General features: G+C 46.7%; 20 protein-coding genes, 1 other RNA gene and 1 other annotated feature. Of the genes, 20 read left to right on the forward strand and 1 reads right to left on the reverse strand.

The genetic code is table 11. The features are described from left to right. Window positions 1–9: 9 nt before the first annotated feature. The 4 genes from dtd (at window position 10) to ssrS (ending at window position 4,121) form a co-directional block, all read left to right on the forward strand. Window positions 10–456, forward strand: a complete 447-nt coding sequence (gene dtd, locus BLU03_RS04815) for a D-aminoacyl-tRNA deacylase (protein ID WP_008588680.1) — start codon at window positions 10–12, stop codon at window positions 454–456. Window positions 457–508: 52 nt separating this feature from the next. Continuing rightward, window positions 509–725 (forward strand) — a binding site (T-box leader). Window positions 726–829: 104 nt separating this feature from the next. Then, entirely contained in the window at window positions 830–2,104 is a 1,275-nt protein-coding gene (gene hisS / locus BLU03_RS04820) for a histidine--tRNA ligase (RefSeq protein ID WP_093106060.1), read from the forward strand. A 3-nt stretch (window positions 2,105–2,107) separates the two neighbouring features. Beyond that, a complete protein-coding gene (gene aspS, locus BLU03_RS04825) occupies window positions 2,108–3,871 on the forward strand; it encodes an aspartate--tRNA ligase (RefSeq protein ID WP_008588683.1) in 1,764 nt (587 codons plus the stop codon). Between the two features lie 56 nt (window positions 3,872–3,927). Next, a non-coding RNA gene (gene ssrS / locus BLU03_RS04830) (6S RNA) lies at window positions 3,928–4,121 on the forward strand. Window positions 4,122–4,191: 70 nt separating this feature from the next. Here ssrS and BLU03_RS04835 read toward each other — a convergent pair. After that, the gene (locus BLU03_RS04835; protein WP_008588687.1) at window positions 4,192–5,466 is read right to left on the reverse strand and encodes a replication-associated recombination protein A; all 1,275 of its coding nucleotides are present in this window, start codon (window positions 5,464–5,466) and stop codon (window positions 4,192–4,194) included. 117 nt (window positions 5,467–5,583) lie between these two features. Between BLU03_RS04835 and BLU03_RS04840 the strand changes: the two genes are divergently transcribed. From BLU03_RS04840 to mtnN, 16 genes are all read left to right on the forward strand, one after another. Continuing rightward, entirely contained in the window at window positions 5,584–6,258 is a 675-nt protein-coding gene (locus tag BLU03_RS04840; RefSeq protein WP_093106062.1) for a YczE/YyaS/YitT family protein, read from the forward strand. Further along, the gene (gene cymR, locus BLU03_RS04845; protein WP_008588689.1) at window positions 6,212–6,631 is read left to right on the forward strand and encodes a cysteine metabolism transcriptional regulator CymR; all 420 of its coding nucleotides are present in this window, start codon (window positions 6,212–6,214) and stop codon (window positions 6,629–6,631) included. Before BLU03_RS04840 ends, cymR begins: the two co-directional genes overlap by 47 nt. A gap of 19 nt (window positions 6,632–6,650) precedes the next feature. Then, window positions 6,651–7,781: a cysteine desulfurase family protein gene (locus BLU03_RS04850; protein WP_076569833.1), complete on the forward strand. Its 1,131-nt coding sequence runs from the start codon at window positions 6,651–6,653 to the stop codon at window positions 7,779–7,781. 12 nt (window positions 7,782–7,793) lie between these two features. Continuing rightward, complete coding sequence (mnmA, locus tag BLU03_RS04855; RefSeq protein WP_076569836.1) at window positions 7,794–8,906, forward strand: tRNA 2-thiouridine(34) synthase MnmA; 1,113 nt, start codon at window positions 7,794–7,796, stop codon at window positions 8,904–8,906. A 64-nt stretch (window positions 8,907–8,970) separates the two neighbouring features. Then, entirely contained in the window at window positions 8,971–9,633 is a 663-nt protein-coding gene (locus BLU03_RS04860; protein ID WP_093106065.1) for a tetratricopeptide repeat protein, read from the forward strand. Between the two features lie 11 nt (window positions 9,634–9,644). Beyond that, window positions 9,645–11,966 (forward strand): SF1B family DNA helicase RecD2, encoded by a 2,322-nt coding sequence (recD2, locus tag BLU03_RS04865; RefSeq protein ID WP_093106068.1) that lies wholly within the window; start codon window positions 9,645–9,647, stop codon window positions 11,964–11,966. A 372-nt stretch (window positions 11,967–12,338) separates the two neighbouring features. Next, a complete protein-coding gene (alaS, locus tag BLU03_RS04870; protein WP_093106070.1) occupies window positions 12,339–14,975 on the forward strand; it encodes an alanine--tRNA ligase in 2,637 nt (878 codons plus the stop codon). A 60-nt stretch (window positions 14,976–15,035) separates the two neighbouring features. Next, a complete protein-coding gene (locus tag BLU03_RS04875) occupies window positions 15,036–15,308 on the forward strand; it encodes an IreB family regulatory phosphoprotein (RefSeq protein WP_008588699.1) in 273 nt (90 codons plus the stop codon). Next, window positions 15,305–15,721: a Holliday junction resolvase RuvX gene (gene ruvX / locus BLU03_RS04880; RefSeq protein WP_076569845.1), complete on the forward strand. Its 417-nt coding sequence runs from the start codon at window positions 15,305–15,307 to the stop codon at window positions 15,719–15,721. Before BLU03_RS04875 ends, ruvX begins: the two co-directional genes overlap by 4 nt. Before the next feature lie 14 nt (window positions 15,722–15,735). Further along, on the forward strand, window positions 15,736–16,020 hold the full coding sequence (locus BLU03_RS04885) for a DUF1292 domain-containing protein (RefSeq protein WP_008588702.1): 285 nt from the start codon (window positions 15,736–15,738) through the stop codon (window positions 16,018–16,020). Between the two features lie 172 nt (window positions 16,021–16,192). After that, window positions 16,193–17,317, forward strand: coding sequence for an endolytic transglycosylase MltG (mltG, locus tag BLU03_RS04890; protein ID WP_076569848.1), 1,125 nt, complete (start codon window positions 16,193–16,195; stop codon window positions 17,315–17,317). 85 nt (window positions 17,318–17,402) lie between these two features. Next, window positions 17,403–18,083 carry an O-methyltransferase gene (locus tag BLU03_RS04895; RefSeq protein ID WP_040609192.1) on the forward strand — a complete coding sequence of 227 codons (681 nt, stop codon included), beginning with the start codon at window positions 17,403–17,405 and terminating at the stop codon, window positions 18,081–18,083. Then, window positions 18,073–18,720 (forward strand): uridine kinase, encoded by a 648-nt coding sequence (gene udk / locus BLU03_RS04900; RefSeq protein ID WP_008588708.1) that lies wholly within the window; start codon window positions 18,073–18,075, stop codon window positions 18,718–18,720. The genes BLU03_RS04895 and udk overlap by 11 nt, the downstream gene beginning before the upstream one ends. A 91-nt stretch (window positions 18,721–18,811) precedes the next feature. After that, window positions 18,812–19,288, forward strand: coding sequence for a transcription elongation factor GreA (greA, locus tag BLU03_RS04905; RefSeq protein WP_093106073.1), 477 nt, complete (start codon window positions 18,812–18,814; stop codon window positions 19,286–19,288). Between the two features lie 84 nt (window positions 19,289–19,372). Continuing rightward, window positions 19,373–20,113 carry a YrrS family protein gene (locus tag BLU03_RS04910; RefSeq protein WP_093106075.1) on the forward strand — a complete coding sequence of 247 codons (741 nt, stop codon included), beginning with the start codon at window positions 19,373–19,375 and terminating at the stop codon, window positions 20,111–20,113. A 20-nt stretch (window positions 20,114–20,133) separates the two neighbouring features. Continuing rightward, window positions 20,134–20,814 (forward strand): 5'-methylthioadenosine/S-adenosylhomocysteine nucleosidase, encoded by a 681-nt coding sequence (mtnN, locus tag BLU03_RS04915; RefSeq protein WP_008588714.1) that lies wholly within the window; start codon window positions 20,134–20,136, stop codon window positions 20,812–20,814. The last annotated feature ends 68 nt before the right edge of the window (window positions 20,815–20,882 follow it).

Consider the following 20,882-nt stretch of genomic DNA (forward strand, 5'->3'; position numbering starts at 1 on the left):
TGAAATCAAATGAAAGCAGTAGTACAGCGGACGACTGAAGCGAAAGTTACGGCAGAAGGGAAAGAACCGGGAAGAGTGGATAAAGGTCTCGTGGTTCTTCTTGGCGTTTCCCGGGAAGATACGGAAGAAGACGCTCTGTATCTGGCGAAAAAAATACCTCATCTGCGGATTTTTGAAGATGAAAATGAAAAGATGAATTATTCTGCGGTGGACGTGGAGGGGGAGATACTTTCGATATCTCAATTCACTTTATTCGGTGATACGAGAAAAGGCCGCAGGCCCAATTTCATGCAGGCTGCCAAGCCTGATATGGCCAATGACCTGTATGAAAAATTTAACGCCTACGTCCGCAGGGAAGGAATCCCTGTGGTGACCGGGAGTTTCGGAGAAATGATGCAGGTGGATCTTGTGAACGACGGTCCCGTCACATTGATTCTGGACAGCAAAGAGCGGTGAGTCTTGACAGAATGACAGGACGTCTATATGATAGAAAGCAATTCAGTTAAAGATAAAACCATCGAGGGAAAAAGTAACCGGTACCCACATAGTTCAGAGAAGAAGTGTCACGGCTGAGAACACTTCCCTATGATGCATCGGTGAAAGACGTTTCTTAGGTGCCGTGCCGAACGTTATTGGTAGGTGCGGACGTAAAGCCTGCGTTAAAGGTCCAAAGTGGAAGAATTATCTTCAATTAGGGTGGCACCACGGGCAGTCCCGTCCCTTTTTCTGCAGCATTGCAGAAAAAGGGACGGGGCTTTTTTTAGTGGCTCTGTCGCCCTGATCGGTAAGAGTAAATGAATATTCATAATATGAATCAGGAGGAATGGCTATGGCAATGAATGCGCCGAGAGGGACTCAGGATATACTGCCGGGAACTGTAGAGGATTGGCAATATATAGAAAACACTCTTAAAGATTTGTCGCATCGCTTTAATTACAAGGAAATTCGCACGCCGATATTCGAACATACGGAACTTTTTCAGCGCGGGGTGGGTGATTCCACCGATATCGTGCAAAAAGAGATGTACACGTTTGAAGACAGGGGTGGCCGGAGTATAACGTTAAGACCCGAAGGCACGGCTTCGGTTGTACGTTCATTCGTACAGAACAAACTTCATGGTCTTGCGAACCAGCCTACCAAACTTTTCTACATCGGTCCTATGTTCCGCTATGAACGTCCTCAGCAGGGAAGAACCCGCCAGTTCGTGCAATTCGGAATAGAGGCCCTTGGCAGTGAAGATCCTGCTGTAGACGCCGAAGTTTTATCTTTCGCGATGAAAGCATATCAGGAACTCGGTCTCTCTTCGTTAAAACTGATCGTAAACAGTCTTGGGGATCAGGAAAGCAGGGAAGCGCACAGGGAAGCACTTGTGAACCACTTCTCTCCTCACAAAGAGGAACTTTGCAGTGACTGTCAGATCCGTCTTGAAGAAAACCCGCTGCGGGTACTTGACTGCAAAAAAGACAGAGATCATCCGGCGATGAAGACTGCTCCGTCTATTCTGGACTTTCTGAATGAGTACTCGAGAACGTATTTTGAGAAAGTGAAGTTTTATCTTGACGCAATGGATATCGATTATGAAGTCGACCCGAATCTGGTACGGGGGCTTGATTACTACAATCATACAGCCTTTGAAATCATGAGTGAGGCTGAAGGGTTCGGCGCCATCACAACACTGAGCGGTGGCGGCCGATATAATGGGCTCGTAGAGGATATCGGCGGTCCTGAGACACCGGGTATAGGTTTCGCTCTTAGTATCGAACGTCTTCTGATGGCTCTGGAAGCGGAAGGAGTGGAACTGCCGAAACAGGAAGAACTTGATTGCTATATCGTTGCAATCGGTGAAAAGCCGGAGCTTGAAGCGGTAAAACTGGTGGATAAATTACGTTCGGAAGGACTTCGCGTTGATAAAGACTATCTCCATAAGAAAATGAAAGCACAGTTTAAGGCTGCGGATCGACTGAAAGCTAAAAAAGTGCTGATTCTTGGAGATAGAGAAGTGGAAAATAACTTGGTGAACGTTAAAGATATGGCAACGGGAGAACAGAAAGAAGTCTCTCTTGAAAATGTTATGGCTGAGCTGAAGAAAATGAAGGAGGAATAGAGAATGGAGCGTACGTCTTGCGGATCGTTACGGCAAGAACACAAAGGAGAGAACGTATTACTGAAAGGATGGGTGCAGAAGCGGAGGGATCTTGGAGGTCTTATTTTCATCGATCTCCGGGACCGTTCCGGTATCGTGCAGGTGGTGTTTAATCCGGAAACGTCCAAAGAGGCACTGGCGGTAGCGGAATCGGTGCGCAGCGAGTACGTCCTCGAAGTGGAAGGGAAAGTGGTGCAGCGGGATGAGAGCACCGTCAACGAACAGGTAGCTACCGGGAGTATCGAGGTGGTAGCGACAGATGTTCAGGTTTTAAACAAAGCGAAAACTCCTCCTTTCATGATCGAGAACGATACGGACGTTGCAGAAGATGTAAGATTGAAACATCGCTACATCGATCTGAGGAGAAGTGAGATGCAGGAGACATTTCTCATCCGTCATAAAACGACACAGGTCATCCGCGACTATCTCAACAGCGATAATTTTCTGGAGATGGAGACACCTATTCTGACTAAAAGTACACCGGAAGGGGCAAGGGATTACCTTGTGCCGAGCCGTGTCCATGGCGGCGGATTTTACGCTCTGCCCCAGTCCCCTCAGCTGTTCAAGCAATTACTGATGATGAGCGGATTTGAAAAATATTATCAGATCGCCCGGTGTTTCCGGGACGAAGATCTCCGGGCGGACCGTCAGCCTGAATTCACCCAGGTGGACATCGAAGCTTCTTTCGTAACAAAAGAAGACATTATGCGCATGACAGAGGGTATGATGAAAGCGGTCATGAAAGAAGTGAAAGGGATAGAGATCGATACTCCTTTCCCGAGACTATCCTATATGGAAGCTATGGAAAGATACGGGTCCGATAAACCGGATACTCGATACGGACTTGAGCTCGTTAACGTTTCTTCGGTTGTTTCCGAGAGCGGTTTTCAGGTTTTTGAAAAAGCCGTCTTTTCGGGTGGTCAGGTGAGTGCCATTAATGTGGAAGGGCAGGCTGATCAGTTCTCCCGGAAAGATATAGACCAGCTCACCGAAGAGGTGAAGGTTTACGGAGCGAAAGGGCTTGCCTGGATGAAAATCAAGGACGGGGAAATCACCGGTCCCATAGCTAAATTTTTCGGCGAGCCGGAAGCCTCTTCTCTTAAAGAAGCTTTAAACGCCAAAGATGATGACCTGCTGCTGTTCGTAGCAGATAAATCGGGAGTGGTTCAGGAAAGCCTTGGAGCACTTAGGCAGAAGCTGGCCAGCCGTCTCGGCCTTATCGATCGTTCCAGTTTCAACTTTCTCTGGGTGGTGGACTGGCCGCTGTTTGAATACAATGAAGAAGATGGAAGGTACTACGCTGCCCACCATCCGTTCACTATGCCGGCGGCTGAAGATGAACAGCATCTTCTCGACCGCCCGGAGAGTGTACAGGCTGAAGCTTACGATATTGTACTGAATGGATATGAGCTTGGAGGAGGATCGCTTCGTATTCATAAGCGCGAACTTCAGGAAAAAATGTTTGAAGCTCTCGGTTTCTCAAGGGAAGAAGCCGAAGAGCAATTCGGATTCCTGATGGAGGCACTGGATTCCGGAGCACCTCCTCATGGCGGAATCGCTTTCGGACTGGACCGGCTGATCATGATTCTCGCCCATCGTCAAAACCTTCGTGACACGATTCTGTTTCCTAAAACGGCTTCCGCTTCCGATCTTTTAACGGACGCGCCGTCTGAAGTTGCCGGGAAACAGTTGGAGGAACTGCACTTGAAATTGAATAAAAAGAAATAAGATTCCTTGATAACCTTATACATCTATGCTATGATTTGAATACAAAGTAAAAGAAATCAATCCTGATGTGTTCGTTGTAAAACTGTACGTTTTGACCGAACATTTATGAGAAGGGAGTCCGAAGTTTCTGCATGGAATGAATGCCTCGTTGTATATTTATACTTAGAGGACTCAAGAAATGCAGAACAGGACACCCACCTGCCAGTAGCGGGTTCAAAACTCATGACACGACGGCACGATCGGGATTGATTTTTTTAATGTAAGTAAACCCGACTTTTTAAGTCGGGTTTTTAGTTTGCAGCTCAACACTTACAGCTGTCCTATTTTTTCTTTTGCTGATTTATATTTTCGTAAACTTTCTGCAGTGCCTGCTCATATTTACCGCTCGATTTCGGCTCGTAGTAGCGCCTGTCCTTAATTTCATCCGGGAGGTACTGCTGATTGACCCATCCCGCCGGTGCATTGTGAGGGTACTTGTAATCGACTCCGTGTCCGAGGGATTCCGCTCCTTTATAGTGAGAATCTTTTAAGTGATCAGGCACTTCCCCGCTTTTTCCTTTTTTAATATCTGATATAGCTGCATCGAGTGCTTTGTATGCGCTGTTTGATTTCGGTGAGAGTGATAAGTCCGTCACGGCTACCGCCAAGGGAATTCTCGCTTCGGGAAAGCCGAGGCGTTCCGCTGCCTGTACCGCATATAAAGCTTTCGGTCCGGCTTGAGGATTGGCGACTCCTATGTCTTCGTAGGCGATGACAACAAGTCTTCTGGCGATACTCTCGAGATCTCCGGCTTCTATCAGTCTTCCGAGGTAGTGAAGAGCAGCGTTGACGTCACTCCCGCGAATCGATTTCTGAAAAGCGGATAATACGTCGTAGTGAGCGTCCCCGTCTTTATCGTGAGAAAAACTTTTCTTCTGCATCGATTCCTCCGCAGCACTCAAGTCGATTGATATAACTCCATTTTCATCTTCCTTCGTTGAATAAGCGGCAAGTTCAAGACCGTTCAAAGCCCCTCTCAAGTCTCCATTTGAAGCCAGCGCAAAGTGATTGAGAGCTTCTTCGGAAATATCAAGAGAAAGATCGGCCAGTCCTTCTTCGGCGTCTACAGCACGTCCGATCGTTTCCTTCACTTCTTCGAGGGACAGTTTCTCAAGTTCAAAGAGATGGACCCGGCTTCTAATTGCAGGGTTTATGGAGTGGTAGGGATTGCTTGTGGTACAGCCTATCAATGTGATAGTATTCTTTTCTATATGAGGGAGAAGGAAGTCCTGTTTGGCTTTATCGAGCCGGTGAACTTCGTCCAGAATAAGCACCATCCCTCCGTGCATTTTCGCCTCTTCTACAGCTACTTCCATGTCCTTCTTCTTATCCGTCACCGCATTCAATATTTTATAGGGAAGAGACAAGCTCTTGGCAAGAGCTGTAGCGAGAGAAGTTTTTCCGGTGCCGGGCGGACCGTACAGAATCATTGACAGAAGTCTTCCGGAATCGATCATTCGCCGTAACGTTTTCCCTTCGCTCACGAGATGTGATTGGCCGATAATGTCTTCTATGTGTGCAGGTCTCATTCGAAATGCCAGTGGTTGTTGACTCATTATGTCCTCCTTGGTGTAGGTAATATACGATAATCGTAGAGTTTGTACAGAAAAAATGCAAGCACTCCACCCTTCATGGTATAATGGCGTGTGGTAAAATAGGGAGAAGGATTAATTATGCGGAAAACTATGGACAATAAAAAGTTACGATGGTCTTTTTTCACCATCGGTCTCATTATTCTGGCGTTCGGAATTTCTCTTACAATCCAGGGCCGGGCTCTTGGTATCGGCCCGTGGGACGTGTTCCATTACGGATTGTACGAGCAGCTCGGACTTACGATAGGATCGTGGTCGATAATCGCGGGGATAACTATCGTAGTCGCCACCTCCATTTTTTACAGGCAGTTGCCGAAACTCGGGACTATTTTAAATATGATTCTGATTGGCGTATTCATAGATATATTTAACTGGATGCTTGTAGAACCCGAGACACTTGCAATGCAGATCACCGTTTTCGCGCTCGGAACGCTGATTATGGCGTTCGGGATAGGAATCTATGTAGCTCCTGATCTAGGTGCGGGTCCGAGGGACAGCTTTATGCTGATGCTTTCCGATGTGCTTGGCTGGAAGATCTCCACCTCCAGAAACGTGATGGAAGTATCCGTGGCGGTCCTCGGATGGCTGCTGCAGGGACCGGTAGGTGTAGGGACAGTATTTATAGCACTTATGCTCGGTACAATGGTAGGATACAGCCTGCCTATGGCGAAACGTTTGTTGAAGTTTTTTATGAAGAAGGGTGAGAAGAATGAAAATATCGACCAAAGGACGTTACGGTCTTACGATAATGATTGAACTGGCCAGAAAATACGGGGAAGGTCCCGTGTCTCTCAAGCAGATTGCGAGAGACAACGACTTATCCGAACATTACCTTGAACAACTTATCGCTCCTCTCAGAAACGCCAGCCTCGTGAAAAGCGTGCGCGGTGCTTATGGGGGCTATATGCTTAAGGATCGTCCCGACGAAATTACGGCAGGAGATGTGATCAGAGTTCTGGAAGGACCGATCACCCCTGTTGAAGGAATCGAAGAAGAGGAACCGGCAAAACAGGCGCTGTGGCTGCGGATCAGGGATGCGGTCAGGGAAGTGCTTGACACGACTACTCTGGAAGATTTGAAGAATCATACCGGAGAACAGACACAGGATGAGTTTATGTTCTACATTTAAGACCAGGAGGAAATCAGTTATGGAAGCAATTTATCTTGATCATGCTGCCACGACGCCAGTACACGACGAAGTGATTGAAGCTATGGTACCTGTTTACCGGGAAGTATACGGAAACCCCTCCAGCATCCACCAGTATGGAAGAAAAGCACGGCAGGTGCTGGACGAAGCGAGACGGAAGGTGGCTGCCTCTATCGGAGCCGGGGAAAAAGAAATCATTTTCACAAGCGGTGGAACGGAAGCTGATAACCTTGCGATTTTCGGTGTGACCGAAGAATTGGGTGAAGGTCACGTCGTTACCACCTCCATCGAACATCACGCTGTGCTCCACGCCGTGGCTGCTTTGGAAAAACAGGGGTTTGACGTGACGTACGTCGCTCCGGAACCGGACGGAGCGGTAACGGCCGAAGCTGTTAAAGAAGCACTCCGCGAGGATACAGTGCTTGTTTCTGTTATGATGGTGAATAATGAAACAGGGGTGCGGCAGCCCGTGGAAGAGATCGGAGAAGCTTTGAAAAATCATCCGGCCTATTTTCATTCGGACGCAGTTCAGGCTCTTGGAATCGAGAACATTGATGTAAGGGAGACGGCTGTGGACCTGCTTGCATTTTCCGGCCATAAGATTAATGGACCGAAGGGCATCGGCTTTCTTTTCGCCCGGGAAGGTGTACCTCTCACTCCGATGACTTACGGAGGGGAACAGGAACGGAAACGTCGGGCCGGTACGGAAAACGTTCAGGCTGTGAAAGGTCTTGAAAAAGCGATGGAAATGATGGAAGAGAATCGGGAAGAGCATGTAGCGCAGTACGAAAACTACAAAAAATCGTTCCTGTCGGTCCTTGAAGAGGAAGAAGTGTCGTTCGAGGTGAACGGACAGAATACGACAGCTGCCATCGTCAATATCAGTTTTCATAATATGGACGTAGAGACGATGCTTACGAATTTTGATCTGGAAAAAGTAGCCGCTTCAAGCGGAAGCGCATGTACTGCCGGTTCTTTTGAACCTTCCCACGTTTTGAGCGCTATGTTTCCTGATGATCCGGAACGTATGAGAAATTCCATACGCTTCAGTTTCGGAGCAGCGAACAACGAGACGAACGTAAAAGAAGCTGCTCGACGGGTGGCTTCCATTTACAGAAGATTAAACAAATAGGAGGGATCCTTAATGAAAGAACCGAAAGACACACGGGTTGTTGTCGGAATGAGTGGCGGGGTCGATTCATCCGTGGCTGCTCTTCTTTTGAAAGAGCAGGGGTATGACGTTGTGGGCATTTTTATGAAAAACTGGGACGACACGGACGAAAACGGCGTGTGTACCGCTACGGAAGACTATGAAGACGTCATCCGTGTCTGTAACCAGCTTGATATCCCTTATTATGCAGTGAATTTTGAGAAACAGTACTGGGATAAAGTATTCACGTATTTTCTTGATGAATACAAAGCCGGACGGACACCGAACCCGGATGTAATGTGTAACAAAGAAATTAAATTCAAAGCTTTTCTCGACCATGCTCTCTCTCTTGGAGCCGATTATCTGGCTACCGGTCACTATGCACGTGTCCGGGAGCGGGACGGACGAGTGGAAATGCTGCGGGGCGTGGATGAGAACAAAGACCAGACGTATTTCCTGAACCAGCTGGACCAGGAAGCTCTGACTAAAGTTATGTTCCCGCTCGGAGATATACCGAAGCCGGAGGTGCGGGAAATCGCCCTCGAAAACGGACTCGCAACGGCCAAAAAGAAAGACTCGACGGGCATCTGTTTCATTGGAGAACGGAATTTCAAGGAATTTCTGAGCGAGTATCTGCCTGCCCAACCCGGTAAAATGGAGACGTTGGAAGGGGAAACTAAGGGTGAGCACGACGGTCTTATGTATTATACGCTCGGACAGCGTCAGGGTCTCGGCATCGGCGGTGCGGGTGATCCGTGGTTCGTCGTCGGCAAAAACGTAAGCGAAAATATTCTCTACGTCGGTCAGGGCTTTGACCACGAAGCGCTTTATTCCGATTCTTTAATTGCTGTGGATATGAACTGGACGGACAATCGCGTGCCCGAAGATTCATTCGAATGTACAGCCAAGTTCCGATATCGTCAGAAAGACTCCAAAGTCACCGTCCATCCTTTGACGGACAACCGGATCAAAGTTGTGTTCCATGAACGGGAACGCGCTATCACACCGGGCCAGGCAGTTGTTCTGTACGATAACGAAGTGTGTCTCGGAGGAGCCACAATCGATGAAGTCGAAAAGAACGAGGAACCGATGCAACACGTCGGTTAATAGAGGGAAGCCATGTAGTTATACGGCATGGCTTTTTTCCTACATAAAAGAAAGGAGTATCGGCATGGATAAACTGCAACAGGGCATCGACCGGATGCAGGAACAGAAATTTGAGGAAGCTGCGAAATTGTTTACGGATGTTATTGAGGAGAATCCCGGGGAGCCGCTCGGCTATATAAACTTCGGAAATCTGCTTTTGCATATGCAGGAATACGAAAGGGCAGAAAGTTTTTTTGAACGTGCGATTTCGCTGGATGATACTGCAGCCACCGCTTATTACGGTCTCGGTAATGTGTATTATGAACAGGATAGTTTTACGAAAGCCCAGAATCAATTCCTGCAGGCGATCGAAAAAGGGCTGGATGAAGCGGACGTTTATTTTCTGCTCGGAATGAGTCTCGTTCAGCAGGATTATCACAAGCTGGCTCTTCCCTATCTGTCCCGGGCAGCCGAAATAGATCCGAACGATGTGGACATTCAGTTTCAGTTCGGCCTCTGTCTTGCACAGAATGAACAATTCGATGAAGCGGAACGGGTATTAAAGGCGCTTCTTGATATAGTTCCGGAACATGCGGATGCTTTCTACAACCTCGGCGTGATCTGCATTTATAAAGAAGAAGCCGAAGCAGCCCTCGATTATTTCAATAAAGCACTGAAGGTGCAGAGTGATCACATGCTCGCTGCCCATGCAAAAGGGGAAGTCGAAAAAGCACTGAATGGGAAATAAGGAGCCGGGTGATGGATAATCAGCAATCGATCGAACAGGAAAAGAGACCGTATGTAAAAGCGGAACTGAAGCGGATGATTTTTCATAAAGAAGAAGAGGCATTTTCGATAGCTTCCGTGAAAGTACTGGAAACGACCGAAAATCTAAAAACGGAAGAACTGATTGTCAAAGGGCATTTCACTCCTCTTGAAGAAGGGGAAACCTATATATTCTACGGGTACTTCGAACATCATAAAAAATTCGGGGAACAATATGTAGTGGAGGAGTATCGCAGACTTCTCCCGGAGACGAAGGATGGACTGATCGCCTACCTTTCCAGCGAACTGTTTGACGGTGTCGGGAAGAAGACGGCCGAGAGAATTGTAGAGACTCTCGGGGAAAATGCAGTACCGAGAATTCTCTCCGACAAACAGGTCCTCGATCAGGTGCCGAAGATGTCGGCGAAGATAAAAGATAAGCTTTATTATTCTCTCACGGAGCATCAGGGGTTCGAACGGGTAATGGTAGAGCTTACGAAGCACGGTCTCGGCCTCAAAACGATACAGAAGATTTATGGTGCGTTCGGGGATAAAACGCTTGATATTCTGGAAGAGGACCCTTACCAGTTCGTCTTCACCGTCGAAGGCTTCGGTTTCCACAGAGCAGATGAGCTGGCAAGATACAGGAACCTGACCCATGATCATCCTACCCGTATCAGGGCCGGATGCCTGTATACTCTTCACCAGAACCTTCAGGCCGGTCACATTTATTTGCCGCTTGAAACGTGTCTTCTCGAGATGGAGCAGCTGCTCCACCATCCCGGGGAGTCGCCGCTTACGTATGAACAGCTTTCCGGGGAGGTGATTCACCTCGGGGAAGAGAAATATGTATATATTGAAGAGGATCGTATTTACCTCCCGACCCTTTATTTTGCAGAAAATGGTTTCGTCACACAGGTGGAGCGCATTCTCTCCGGAGAGATGGAGGTCGACTTCACCCAGGCCGAATTGTTGAAAGTTATCGGTTCCATTGAAGAGGAAGAGACGATGAGTTACGGAAAAGAACAGTTCGAAGCTATTGAGACAGCGCTAAAAAAGAAAATGATGGTAATCACCGGTGGTCCGGGGACGGGAAAAACGACCGTAATCAAAGGCCTGTTACATGCGTACTCCAAACTTGAAGACTGCTCTCTCGACCCGAAAGACTATACGAAAGATGTGCCTTTCCCTTTTGTGCTCGCAGCTCCTACCGGCCGGGCGGCTAAAAGAATGAATGAGTCTACAGGTCTTCCTGCGAGTACTATTCACCGGCTTCTCGGCTGGGACGGCCATCAGACGTTCGAAAAAGACAGTACTAATCAGATCGAAGGAAAGATTTTGATCATTGATGAATTCTCTATGGTGGATATGTGGCTGTCCAATCAGTTATTCCGTGCGATTCCTTCCGACATGCAGGTAGTGGTCGTTGGGGATGAGGACCAATTGCCTTCGGTCGGGCCGGGGCAGGTGCTCGCCGACCTGATAGCTTCCGATGTCATTCCGCTGATACAGCTGATTGAAGTGTATCGGCAGAAAGAAGGTTCGAAGATTATCCACCTTGCTCACGCAATAAAAAATGATACGTGTACCCTTGATATGCTGAAGAAAGAGCAGGATTTTAATTTTATCCACGCTCCCGACAGCCGCCTGAACGAAGTAGTGACCAACATCGTGGCGAAAGCGCATGAGAAATCTATCGATATGAAAGATATCCAGGTTCTTGCTCCCATGTACCGATCGGAAACGGGTATTCATGAGATCAACCGTTCTTTGCAGAACAGAGTGAATCCCGGAAGTAAAAACAAACGAGAAATAGAGTGGAAAGGAAACATTTTCCGAAAAGGGGATAAAGTCATCCAGCTTGTAAACCAGCCGGAAGAGGGAGTTTTCAATGGAGATATAGGGGAAGTGGCCGCCATTTTCCGTGCGGAGGAAAACATCGATCACGTTGAACAGGTGGTAGTAGAGTTCGATACGAAAGAAGTGACGTATTCCAAAAAAGAACTCTCCAACATTATGCTTGCCTACTGCACTTCTATCCATAAGTCTCAGGGCAGTGAATTCTCGATAGTGGTTCTTCCGGTCACCTATCAGTACAACCGTATGCTGAAGAAGAATCTTCTTTATACGGCGGTGACCCGTGCTAAGCAGTCGCTGATTCTTTGTGGTGACCCGCAGGCGTTCATCAAGGGCATACGGACAAAGGATACCAATCAGAGATATACGTATCTTCAGGAGAAATTGAAAAAAGAGACGGATTTTACTTACGATGAAGATGAAGAGGATGAGGCTCTTTCTCCATATGATTTCATGTAAAGAGCCGGTTTCTTTTAGAACCGTTGACACGGGAATATCCGTTGCTTATAATTTAATTTAGATATTAAGACTAATGCGAAGATGGGAAGAAGTACGTATATCGGTCATCCAGAGAGGTGCCCCCAGAGGCTGGAAGGGGTGTTATGTAACTGAATGCGGAAAGCTCTCCCGGAGTGCGGGTTAATCCCCGACGGCTTTATGGACGCCGTTACAGGTCCACTAAGTGATGGTTTATCCATAACCAGGGTGGTACCGCGGTCATAGCCGTCCCTCAGAATATTTCTGAGGGATTTTTTTATTAGAGAGATCAGGAAGGTGAATATTACCTTCTGACGTTGAGTTTATTAAAAGGAAAAAAGGAGTGGCACACGTATGAAAAATTTATCATCAGTAGAAGTCAGGCAAATGTTCATCGATTTTTTTAAAGAGAAAGGGCATGGGGTAGAACCGAGCGCCTCCCTTATTCCTCACGAAGATCCGACGCTTCTCTGGATCAACAGCGGAGTAGCTACATTGAAGAAATATTTCGATGGACGTGTCGTGCCCGAAAATCCGAGAATAGTGAACGTGCAGAAGTCGATCAGAACCAATGACATTGAAAACGTTGGCTTCACCGCGAGACACCACACATTTTTTGAAATGCTGGGTAATTTTTCCATCGGCGATTATTTCAAAAAAGAAGCGATTGAATGGGGATGGGAATTTCTTACCAGTGACAAGTGGATAGGATTCGATGAAAACAAACTTTCTGTAACTGTTCACCCTCAGGATGACGAAGCGTACAACATCTGGAAAGATAAAATCGGATTGCCTGAAGAAAGAATCATCAGAATCGAAGAAAACTTCTGGGACATCGGAGAAGGACCGAGTGGCCCGAACACAGAGATCTTCTATGATCGCGGGGAAAGCTTCGGGAATAACCCGGAAGACCCGGAACTTTATCCGGGAGGAGAGAATGAACGGTACCTTGAAATATGGAACCTCGTGTTTTCCCAGTTCAATCACAACCCGGATAATACGTACACTCCACTGCCGAAGAAGAATATTGATACCGGCATGGGACTCGAACGGATCGTTTCGGTCGTCCAGGGCACGCGGACGAACTTCGAGACGGATCTCTTCCTTCCGCTGATCAAGCATACTGAAGAGATCTCAGGTCGTTCCTATGATGAAAATGAAACGACGGATGCGGCTTTTAAAGTAATCGCCGACCATATTCGTACGGTAGCTTTTTCTATCGGAGACGGTGCTCTTCCTTCCAATGAAGGCCGGGGGTACGTATTAAGGAGACTGCTGCGGCGCGCTGTCCGATTTGCAAAACAGCTGGGCATCGATGAGCCGTTTCTTTATAAACTCGTTCCTGCAGTTGCCGGCATCATGGAAGATTTCTATCCGGAAGTGAAGAACAAAGAGAACTTTATCCAGACGGTCATTAAATCGGAAGAACAGCGGTTCCACGAAACTTTAAATGAAGGTCTCGATATCCTTTCTTCGATCATGAAGAGGGAAACGGAAAAGGGGAGTCAGGTATTCCCTGGCGAGGATGTATTTCTGCTTTATGACACATATGGATTTCCTAAAGAGCTGACGGTGGAATACGTTGAAGCGGAAGGCTTCACCGCAGATGAAGAAGGTTTCCGGAAAGAGATGGAAAACCAGAGGGAGCGCGCCAGAAGCGCCCGTCAGAAAACGGATTCCATGCAGATCCAGAACAGTGTCCTCGGTGATATCCACACGGAGAGTAAGTTTGTGGGGTATGATCTGCTCGAAACGGAAAGTGTAGTGACGACCATAGTGAAAGAAGGAGCCATCGCGGAAAAAGCGGAAAAGGGAGAAACGGTGTACCTGATGCTTGATCGTACTCCCTTCTATGCGGAAAGCGGAGGCCAGATCGCTGACAGAGGTTTCCTATCGACTGAGGAGGCCACTCTTGAAGTGACGGACGTACAAAATGCGCCGAATAATCAGAATCTGCATGAAGTTACAGTGAAAGAGGGGTCGATCGGTCAGGGAGAAGAAGTCCGGGCCACAGTGGACAGGAGCTCGAGGTCTTTCATTGTCAAAAACCATACGGCTACCCACCTTCTGCATCAGGCTCTCAAAGATATATTGGGTGAGCACGTGAATCAGGCCGGATCTCTCGTTGAGAGCGAGCGGCTGCGATTCGACTTTTCCCATTTCGGAGCTGTTACTGAGGATGAGTTAAAAGAAATAGAAAATGCAGTAAATGAGAAAATATGGCAGGCTCTTCCGGTTTCGGTCGATTACAAGACTCTCGAAGAAGCAAAACGTGAAGGCGCTATGGCGCTTTTTGGTGAGAAATATGGAGAGGAAGTACGAGTCATCAGTATCAGCGACTACAGCCTTGAGCTTTGTGGCGGCTGTCACGTAGCAAATACTTCTGAAATCGGTGTGTTTAAGATCCAGTCCGAAACGGGAATCGGAGCAGGTACAAGACGTATTGAAGCTCTGACATCAAAAGCTGCGTATGAATTGACGAATGAACGGGAGGCCGTATTGCGTGAGTCAGGAGAACTTCTTAAAGCACGTATGGAGCAGGTGCCGGAAAGAATTCAGACCCTCCATCAGGAAATCAGGGAGATGAAGAAAGAAAACGAATCGTTGACTTCCAGATTATCGAACCTCGAAGCTTCCTCCATTCTCGATGAATTTAAAGAAGTGAACGGAGTGAATGTTCTTGCCAAACAGGTGGAGGCCAAAGACATGAACGCTTTACGCGCAATGATGGACGACTTGAAACAGAAGGTTTCATCAGGGATAATATTGCTTGCCACCCCTTCGGGTAATAAAGTTCAGCTCACAGCCGGAGTTTCCAAAGATCTGGTGGAAAAAGGTTACCATGCAGGAAATCTCGTCAAAGGTGCCGCTTCCCGCTGTGGCGGAGGCGGAGGTGGACGCCCGGATATGGCGCAGGCAGGCGGGAAGGATACTTCCAGAATCTCGGAAGCTCTCGACTATGCCTATGATTACGTATCCGGGACTGTCTGATTTTTATTCTTCGTTAAATAGTATATAATGGAGAGTAACTAAACGTGCGAGGTGATGAAGATGAGTTCAATGGATAAGACTATGAAGTTCAATTCCCCGGAAGATCCTGAAAACAGGGAGATAGAATCGATTTTAATGAACGTTTACGATGCGCTTCAGGAAAAAGGGTATAACCCGATTAATCAGATTGTCGGTTATCTTCTTTCAGGTGATCCGGCTTATATCCCTCGTCACCGGGAAGCGCGCAATCTGATCAGAAACGTGGAGCGGGATGAATTGATCGAAGAGCTGGTGAAATCGTACCTGAATAAACAAAAAGAGGGTAAGGAATGAAGAAACTGGGACTGGACGTCGGGGAAAAAACGATAGGTGTAGCTGTCTCCGATGCTCTGGGGATGACAGCGCAGGGAATCAAAACGATTCACTGGGATGAAGATGATTATTCGACGGCGAGGCAAGCTCTGACGCCGATCATCGAACGGGAAATGATTACCGAAGCAGTAGTCGGATATCCTAAAAACATGAACGGGTCTATCGGACCGAGGGCTGAGCAGAGCGAGCGGTTCGCGAATTGGCTTGAAAAGAACTTCGAAATTCCTGTACACCTGTGGGATGAGAGATTGACTACGATGGCAGCTGAACGCGTGCTGTTAGAAGCCGATGTAAGTCGGAAAAAGCGTAAGAAAGTAGTGGACAAAATGGCAGCTGTAATGATCCTTCAGGGATATCTGGATGCCCCAAAATAAGGAGGATGAATATCATGGCACTGGAAAAAGAAGAAAAAATTGTAATACCTGATGAAAACGGAGAGGAGCACCTTTTTGAAGTATTGTTCACGTTCGATGTCGACAAAACGGAACAATCGTATATCGCAGTTGTGCCCGCCGAGCAGAAAGATAATGAAGAGGTGGAAGTTTTCGCCTTCCGTTATGAAGAAAAAGAAGACGATGATGAGAATCTTTCCCTCTATCAGATTGAATCCGACGAGGAATGGGAAATGGTCGAAGAAATGCTGAACACCCTTTCTGACGAAGATTTGACTTAAGTTAACTCCCGGTTTGAAACCGGGAGTTTTTCCTTTAAATACAACTGTTCTGCATTAAATGGAATACATAGCATTCATGAGGGGCAAGTGGAACCGCTTGTTGAAAAAGTGAAGAATTTCGACACAATCCTCTGAATTATAGTATAATAAACCCGGTGAAGGAGGATGTGACGTGTCGGATTCCAAGTTCAATGAAGAATACGAAAAGAATAAGAAAAACCGCACCGAAGAAGCCGGTAAAGTCCGGAAAATTGTAGCATCTGTGCTGATTGTTATAACAATCGTGCTTATCGTTGGTGTGGTAGGCGGGTATTTCTACGTCTCGAGTGCTTTAAAACCTGTGGACGAAAATGATGAAGAACCCGTGAACGTAGAGATTCCCAGTGGCTCCACCAATTCTGAGATAGCTGCGATTCTTGAGGACAAAGGAGTTATATCGAATTCAACCATCTTCAGATTTTATACGAAGTTCAAAAATGAGACGGGCTTCCAGGCCGGGTCCTATGAATTTACGCCCGCGATGAAGACGGATAGTATTATAGATTCACTTCAGTCCGGAAAAGTCGTTAAGGAACCCAAAAAACGGGTCACTATTCCGGAAGGGCAGACAGTGGAACAGATAGCGGAGATCTACGCCGGTGAATTTTCATTTTCCAAAAAGGAATTTATGGACAAGATGAAGGATACCGACTACATCTCGAGCTTGAGAGAGAAGTATCCGGAACTGTTGAGCGAAGCTATTATGCAGGAAGAGATACGTTATCCGCTCGAAGGATATCTGTTCGCAGCCACCTATTCCTTTTACAAAAAGGAGGTGGGCATCGAAAAGATCATAGAGAAAATGGTGTCGAAAACATCTTCGGTCGTTATTCCTTACAAAGAACAAGTGAAGGAACAGGGCCTCAACATTCATGAAGCGGTAACGATGGCCTCGCTGCTTGAAAATGAAGCAAGAACAGCTGAAAGCCGCAGGGAAATCTCCGGAGTGTTCTATAATCGTCTGGAAGAAGATATGCGCCTTCAGACGGACCCTACTGTTGCTTATGCACACGGGGAGCACCTGGAACGTACGAAATATGATGATCTGGAGATCGAGTCTCCCTTTAACACCTATCATATAAGCGGGCTTCCTATCGGACCGATTTCCAATTTCAATGAGAACTCCATGGAAGCTGTGGCAAGTCCTATTAATTCTGAATACTTGTACTTCCTTGCGGATGGAGAAGGTAATATCCACTATTCGAAAACGCTGAAGGAACACAATAAGAAAAAGGAAAAATATATCTCCGGTAATTGAATAGGGAAAGCGGGAATAACCCTCGCTTTCCTTAATTTTTTTATGTTAGAATAATTAAGTTGTGAACGGAATCTTATAAAGGAAGATGTCTATGAATAATGATAACGAATATATCAGGGGCCTCCTTCCTGATTCGGAAGGGCATATACGTGAAATGGAAGAATATGCAGCAGAAAATCACGTACCTATAATGGAGAAAGACTCCATCCATTTTCTCAGGCAGATGATACGTCTTCAAAAACCCTCAGTCATTCTGGAAATCGGGACTGCAATCGGTTATTCTGCTATTCAGATGGCCGAAGCATTTCCGGGGGTGCGTGTCGTATCAGTAGAAAGAGATGCCGGACGGTATGAAGAGGCGATGGAAAACAGGAAAAAATCCCCCTGTGGAGCTGACCTCATTCTTTACCATGGAGACGCTCTTGAAATGAAAGATGTTGTACAGAAGGAAGGGCCGTTTGATCTTTTATTCATCGATGCAGCGAAAGGGCAGTACAAACGGTTTTTTGAGCTATACACGCCTCTTTTGAGGGAGGAAGGGGTAATCGTCACCGACAACGTGTTATTCAAGGGGCTGGTGGCCGACCCGGATAATGCTGACAAAAGATTCGGAAAGATTGCCGGGAAAATCCGCAGCTTCAACGACTGGCTTATGCAGCTTGAAGATTACGAAACGTCCATCGTCCCTTCAGGAGACGGTGTGGCGATTACCACCCGAAAGCACAGAAGATCAATGAGGGGAGAAAATTTTTCAGATGAAAGATAAACCGATTGTAATAGGAGTAGCCGGTGGTTCCGGTTCCGGAAAAACGAGCGTGACAAAGTCGATCATTCAGCAGTTTACGGAACAGTCCATCTTGATGATAGAACAGGATTATTACTATAAGGACCAGTCCCATCTCCCTTTTGAAGAGAGATTGAATACGAACTATGACCACCCTCTTGCTTTTGACAACGATCTTTTAATCGAGCATATCAATAAACTGATCAAGCGGGAACAGATTGAGAAACCGGTCTACGATTATAAAATGCACACGCGCTCCGAAGAAACGGTGCAGGTGGAAGCGAGAGACGTAATTATTCTCGAAGGTATTCTGATTCTCGAGGATGAAAAACTTCGTGATCTTATGGATATCAAGGTCTTCGTAGATACTGACGCGGACGTCCGCATTATACGAAGAATGCTCCGTGACATCAATGAGCGGGGGAGGACGCTTGACTCTGTCATAGAGCAGTATACAAACGTCGTGCGTCCCATGCACCTGCAATTTGTGGAGCCGACGAAACGCTATGCGGACATCATTATACCGGAAGGCGGACAGAATCATGTCGCTATTGATATTATGGCTACGAAGATCCATACTATTCTGAGAGAGCGGGGCCTCATCCCGGACAGCCTTTGATACGGGAAATTATTTGACTGTTTTTCATAATTTGGTAAAGTATAGAGAGATTGTTATGAATAGTGGAGCAGTTCATTAAGGAGTGTAAAAAATGGCAGAAGAAAAAAGCTTTTATATGACAGAAGAAGGTAAAAAGAATTTAGAAAGTGAACTTCATGAATTGAAGACAGAGAAACGTAAGGAAGTAGTGGAACGTATAAAAACAGCGAGAGATTTCGGAGATCTTTCCGAGAACTCTGAATATGATGCTGCTAAAGATGAACAGGCTTTCGTGGAAAGCCGCATTCAGCAGATAGAAAATATGATCAGAAACGCAGTTATCATTGAAAATACGTCCGATAATCCGGATGTCGTGACTCTCGGTAAAAGCGTCACATTTCAGGAACTTCCTGAAGGAGACCAAGAGAAGTATACAATAGTCGGTAGTGCCGAAGCCGATCCTTTCGAAGGTAAAATCTCCAACGAATCCCCGATGGCGCAAAGTCTGCTTGGCAAAGAAATAGGGGATAAAGTCACGGTACAGACTCCGGCAGGCGATTTGAAAGTTAAAATTATATCGGTCTCATAAGCAGGAATACATTTCCTGCTTTTTTGCTATATTCATCTTTTTTCAATACGTAGTATAATACATATGTGAAGGAGGATTTCTTACATGAGTGAATCGAAAAACAATTCCAGACAGGAACGGATGAAAGAAAAAAGAAAAAAGAAAACGGTAGTTTCGGCAGCGATTGTATTAGTGGCCGTGCTCCTGTTGTTCTGGGTGGCAGGCAGTCTGACTGGAGGAAATGAGCAGCAGGCGGGTGATCAGTCTGCTTCCGGAACGGAAGAAACGCAGTCCGGGAACGAGAGTTCGGGCAGTGAAAATGAGTCTGAAGGCGAGAGTTCACAAAATGAGTCTTCCACCGACAAAGATTCTTCCGGAGAGAATGAATCTTCCTCAGATAAAGACTCTTCCTCAGATAAAGACTCTTCCGAAGACGAGGAAAGTTCTTCAGACGAGGAAAGTTCTTCAGACGAAGAAAAGACTTCCGGTGATGAATCGGATAAAGATGCATCCTCTGAGGAAGAGCAGAAGGAAAACAGTGAGGAAGACGGACAGTTCGATGTTGTAGAAACGGAACAGGATACTTCAGGGTCTCACAGAGTCACTTACGATCGCGGCTCACAGGACTGGAATGAGATTTTGCAGGCAGCCGCTAATGCTACCGGTTTGAACCAGAGCGATATGATTGCCTGGAGAGTCGAAAACGGCGGTGGTCCTCAACTGGTGAATACCGTTGTTTCGGACAGTCAGCAGAATAGTGTTTACCGTGTGCTCATCGAATGGCAGGAGGGGCAAGGGTACAAGCCTATTGAAAAAGAAGTTTTAGAGAATAACCCATACGATTGATGGAATAAAGGAGCTTTTGGATGAGTGTAGGTATAATTGGAGCGATGGATCAGGAAATAAAGCATTTGAAAGAAGCGATGGAAGTAGAAGAGGAACGTACAGTAGCAGGACAGGTTTTTACGAAGGGACGATTAAATGGAAAAAGCGTAGTACTGTTATTATCAGGTATAGGGAAAGTGAACGCCGCCATGTCCACCACCATTCTGCATGAAGAGTTTGACATAGACTACTGCATCAATACAGGTTCTGCAGGCGGATTTGATTATGAACTGGAAACAGGAGATATAGTCATTTCAGAGACCGTTCTGCATCACGACGTGGATGCTACGGCATTCGATTACGTTCACGGTCAGGTCCCCGGGATGCCGGCTGTATACCCTGCCGATAAGCAACTTGCTTTTGATGCCCTGCGTCAGCTTAAAGAAATGGGGCTGAACGGAAAGCTGGGGGTCATTGCTTCCGGAGATACGTTTATGCAGGAAGAAGTGAGAATCAACGAAGTGAGGGGTCGTTTCCCCGATCTTATTGCTGTCGAGATGGAAGCTGCTGCAGTGGCGCAGGTATGTTACAGATACAGTACTCCATTCGTCGTCATTCGCGCTTTGTCCGACGTGGCAGGAAAAGAATCGTCTGTATCCTTTCAGAAATTTCTCGATCAGGCTGCGAAAAATTCCACTGATTTAATCAAAGCCCTCATATAGTCAGAACAAAACCCGGAGAAGGGAGGATGCGTGTTGCATCTTCTCTGCTCCGGGTTTTGTATGGATTA

The sequence above is a fragment of the Salimicrobium album genome (genome assembly GCF_900107115.1).
GTDB classification, from domain to species: domain Bacteria; phylum Bacillota; class Bacilli; order Bacillales; family Halobacillaceae; genus Salimicrobium; species Salimicrobium album.

What these genes read in the sequence shown, in the direction of transcription:
- BLU03_RS04860 (WP_093106065.1), top strand. Translation starts at nt 8,971, where the DNA reads ATGGATAAACTGCAACAGGGCATCGACCGGATGCAGGAACAGAAATTT.
- mtnN (WP_008588714.1), top strand. Translation starts at nt 20,134, where the DNA reads ATGAGTGTAGGTATAATTGGAGCGATGGATCAGGAAATAAAGCATTTG.
- udk (WP_008588708.1), top strand. Translation starts at nt 18,073, where the DNA reads ATGAAAGATAAACCGATTGTAATAGGAGTAGCCGGTGGTTCCGGTTCC.
- mnmA (WP_076569836.1), top strand. Translation starts at nt 7,794, where the DNA reads ATGAAAGAACCGAAAGACACACGGGTTGTTGTCGGAATGAGTGGCGGG.
- greA (WP_093106073.1), top strand. Translation starts at nt 18,812, where the DNA reads ATGGCAGAAGAAAAAAGCTTTTATATGACAGAAGAAGGTAAAAAGAAT.
- dtd (WP_008588680.1), top strand. Translation starts at nt 10, where the DNA reads ATGAAAGCAGTAGTACAGCGGACGACTGAAGCGAAAGTTACGGCAGAA.
- BLU03_RS04895 (WP_040609192.1), top strand. Translation starts at nt 17,403, where the DNA reads ATGTCTATGAATAATGATAACGAATATATCAGGGGCCTCCTTCCTGAT.
- BLU03_RS04875 (WP_008588699.1), top strand. Translation starts at nt 15,036, where the DNA reads ATGAGTTCAATGGATAAGACTATGAAGTTCAATTCCCCGGAAGATCCT.
- cymR (WP_008588689.1), top strand. Translation starts at nt 6,212, where the DNA reads ATGAAAATATCGACCAAAGGACGTTACGGTCTTACGATAATGATTGAA.
- aspS (WP_008588683.1), top strand. Translation starts at nt 2,108, where the DNA reads ATGGAGCGTACGTCTTGCGGATCGTTACGGCAAGAACACAAAGGAGAG.
- BLU03_RS04850 (WP_076569833.1), top strand. Translation starts at nt 6,651, where the DNA reads ATGGAAGCAATTTATCTTGATCATGCTGCCACGACGCCAGTACACGAC.
- BLU03_RS04840 (WP_093106062.1), top strand. Translation starts at nt 5,584, where the DNA reads ATGCGGAAAACTATGGACAATAAAAAGTTACGATGGTCTTTTTTCACC.
- BLU03_RS04910 (WP_093106075.1), top strand. Translation starts at nt 19,373, where the DNA reads ATGAGTGAATCGAAAAACAATTCCAGACAGGAACGGATGAAAGAAAAA.
- ruvX (WP_076569845.1), top strand. Translation starts at nt 15,305, where the DNA reads ATGAAGAAACTGGGACTGGACGTCGGGGAAAAAACGATAGGTGTAGCT.
- BLU03_RS04885 (WP_008588702.1), top strand. Translation starts at nt 15,736, where the DNA reads ATGGCACTGGAAAAAGAAGAAAAAATTGTAATACCTGATGAAAACGGA.
- BLU03_RS04835 (WP_008588687.1), bottom strand. Translation starts at nt 5,466, where the DNA reads ATGAGTCAACAACCACTGGCATTTCGAATGAGACCTGCACACATAGAA.
- hisS (WP_093106060.1), top strand. Translation starts at nt 830, where the DNA reads ATGGCAATGAATGCGCCGAGAGGGACTCAGGATATACTGCCGGGAACT.
- alaS (WP_093106070.1), top strand. Translation starts at nt 12,339, where the DNA reads ATGAAAAATTTATCATCAGTAGAAGTCAGGCAAATGTTCATCGATTTT.
- recD2 (WP_093106068.1), top strand. Translation starts at nt 9,645, where the DNA reads ATGGATAATCAGCAATCGATCGAACAGGAAAAGAGACCGTATGTAAAA.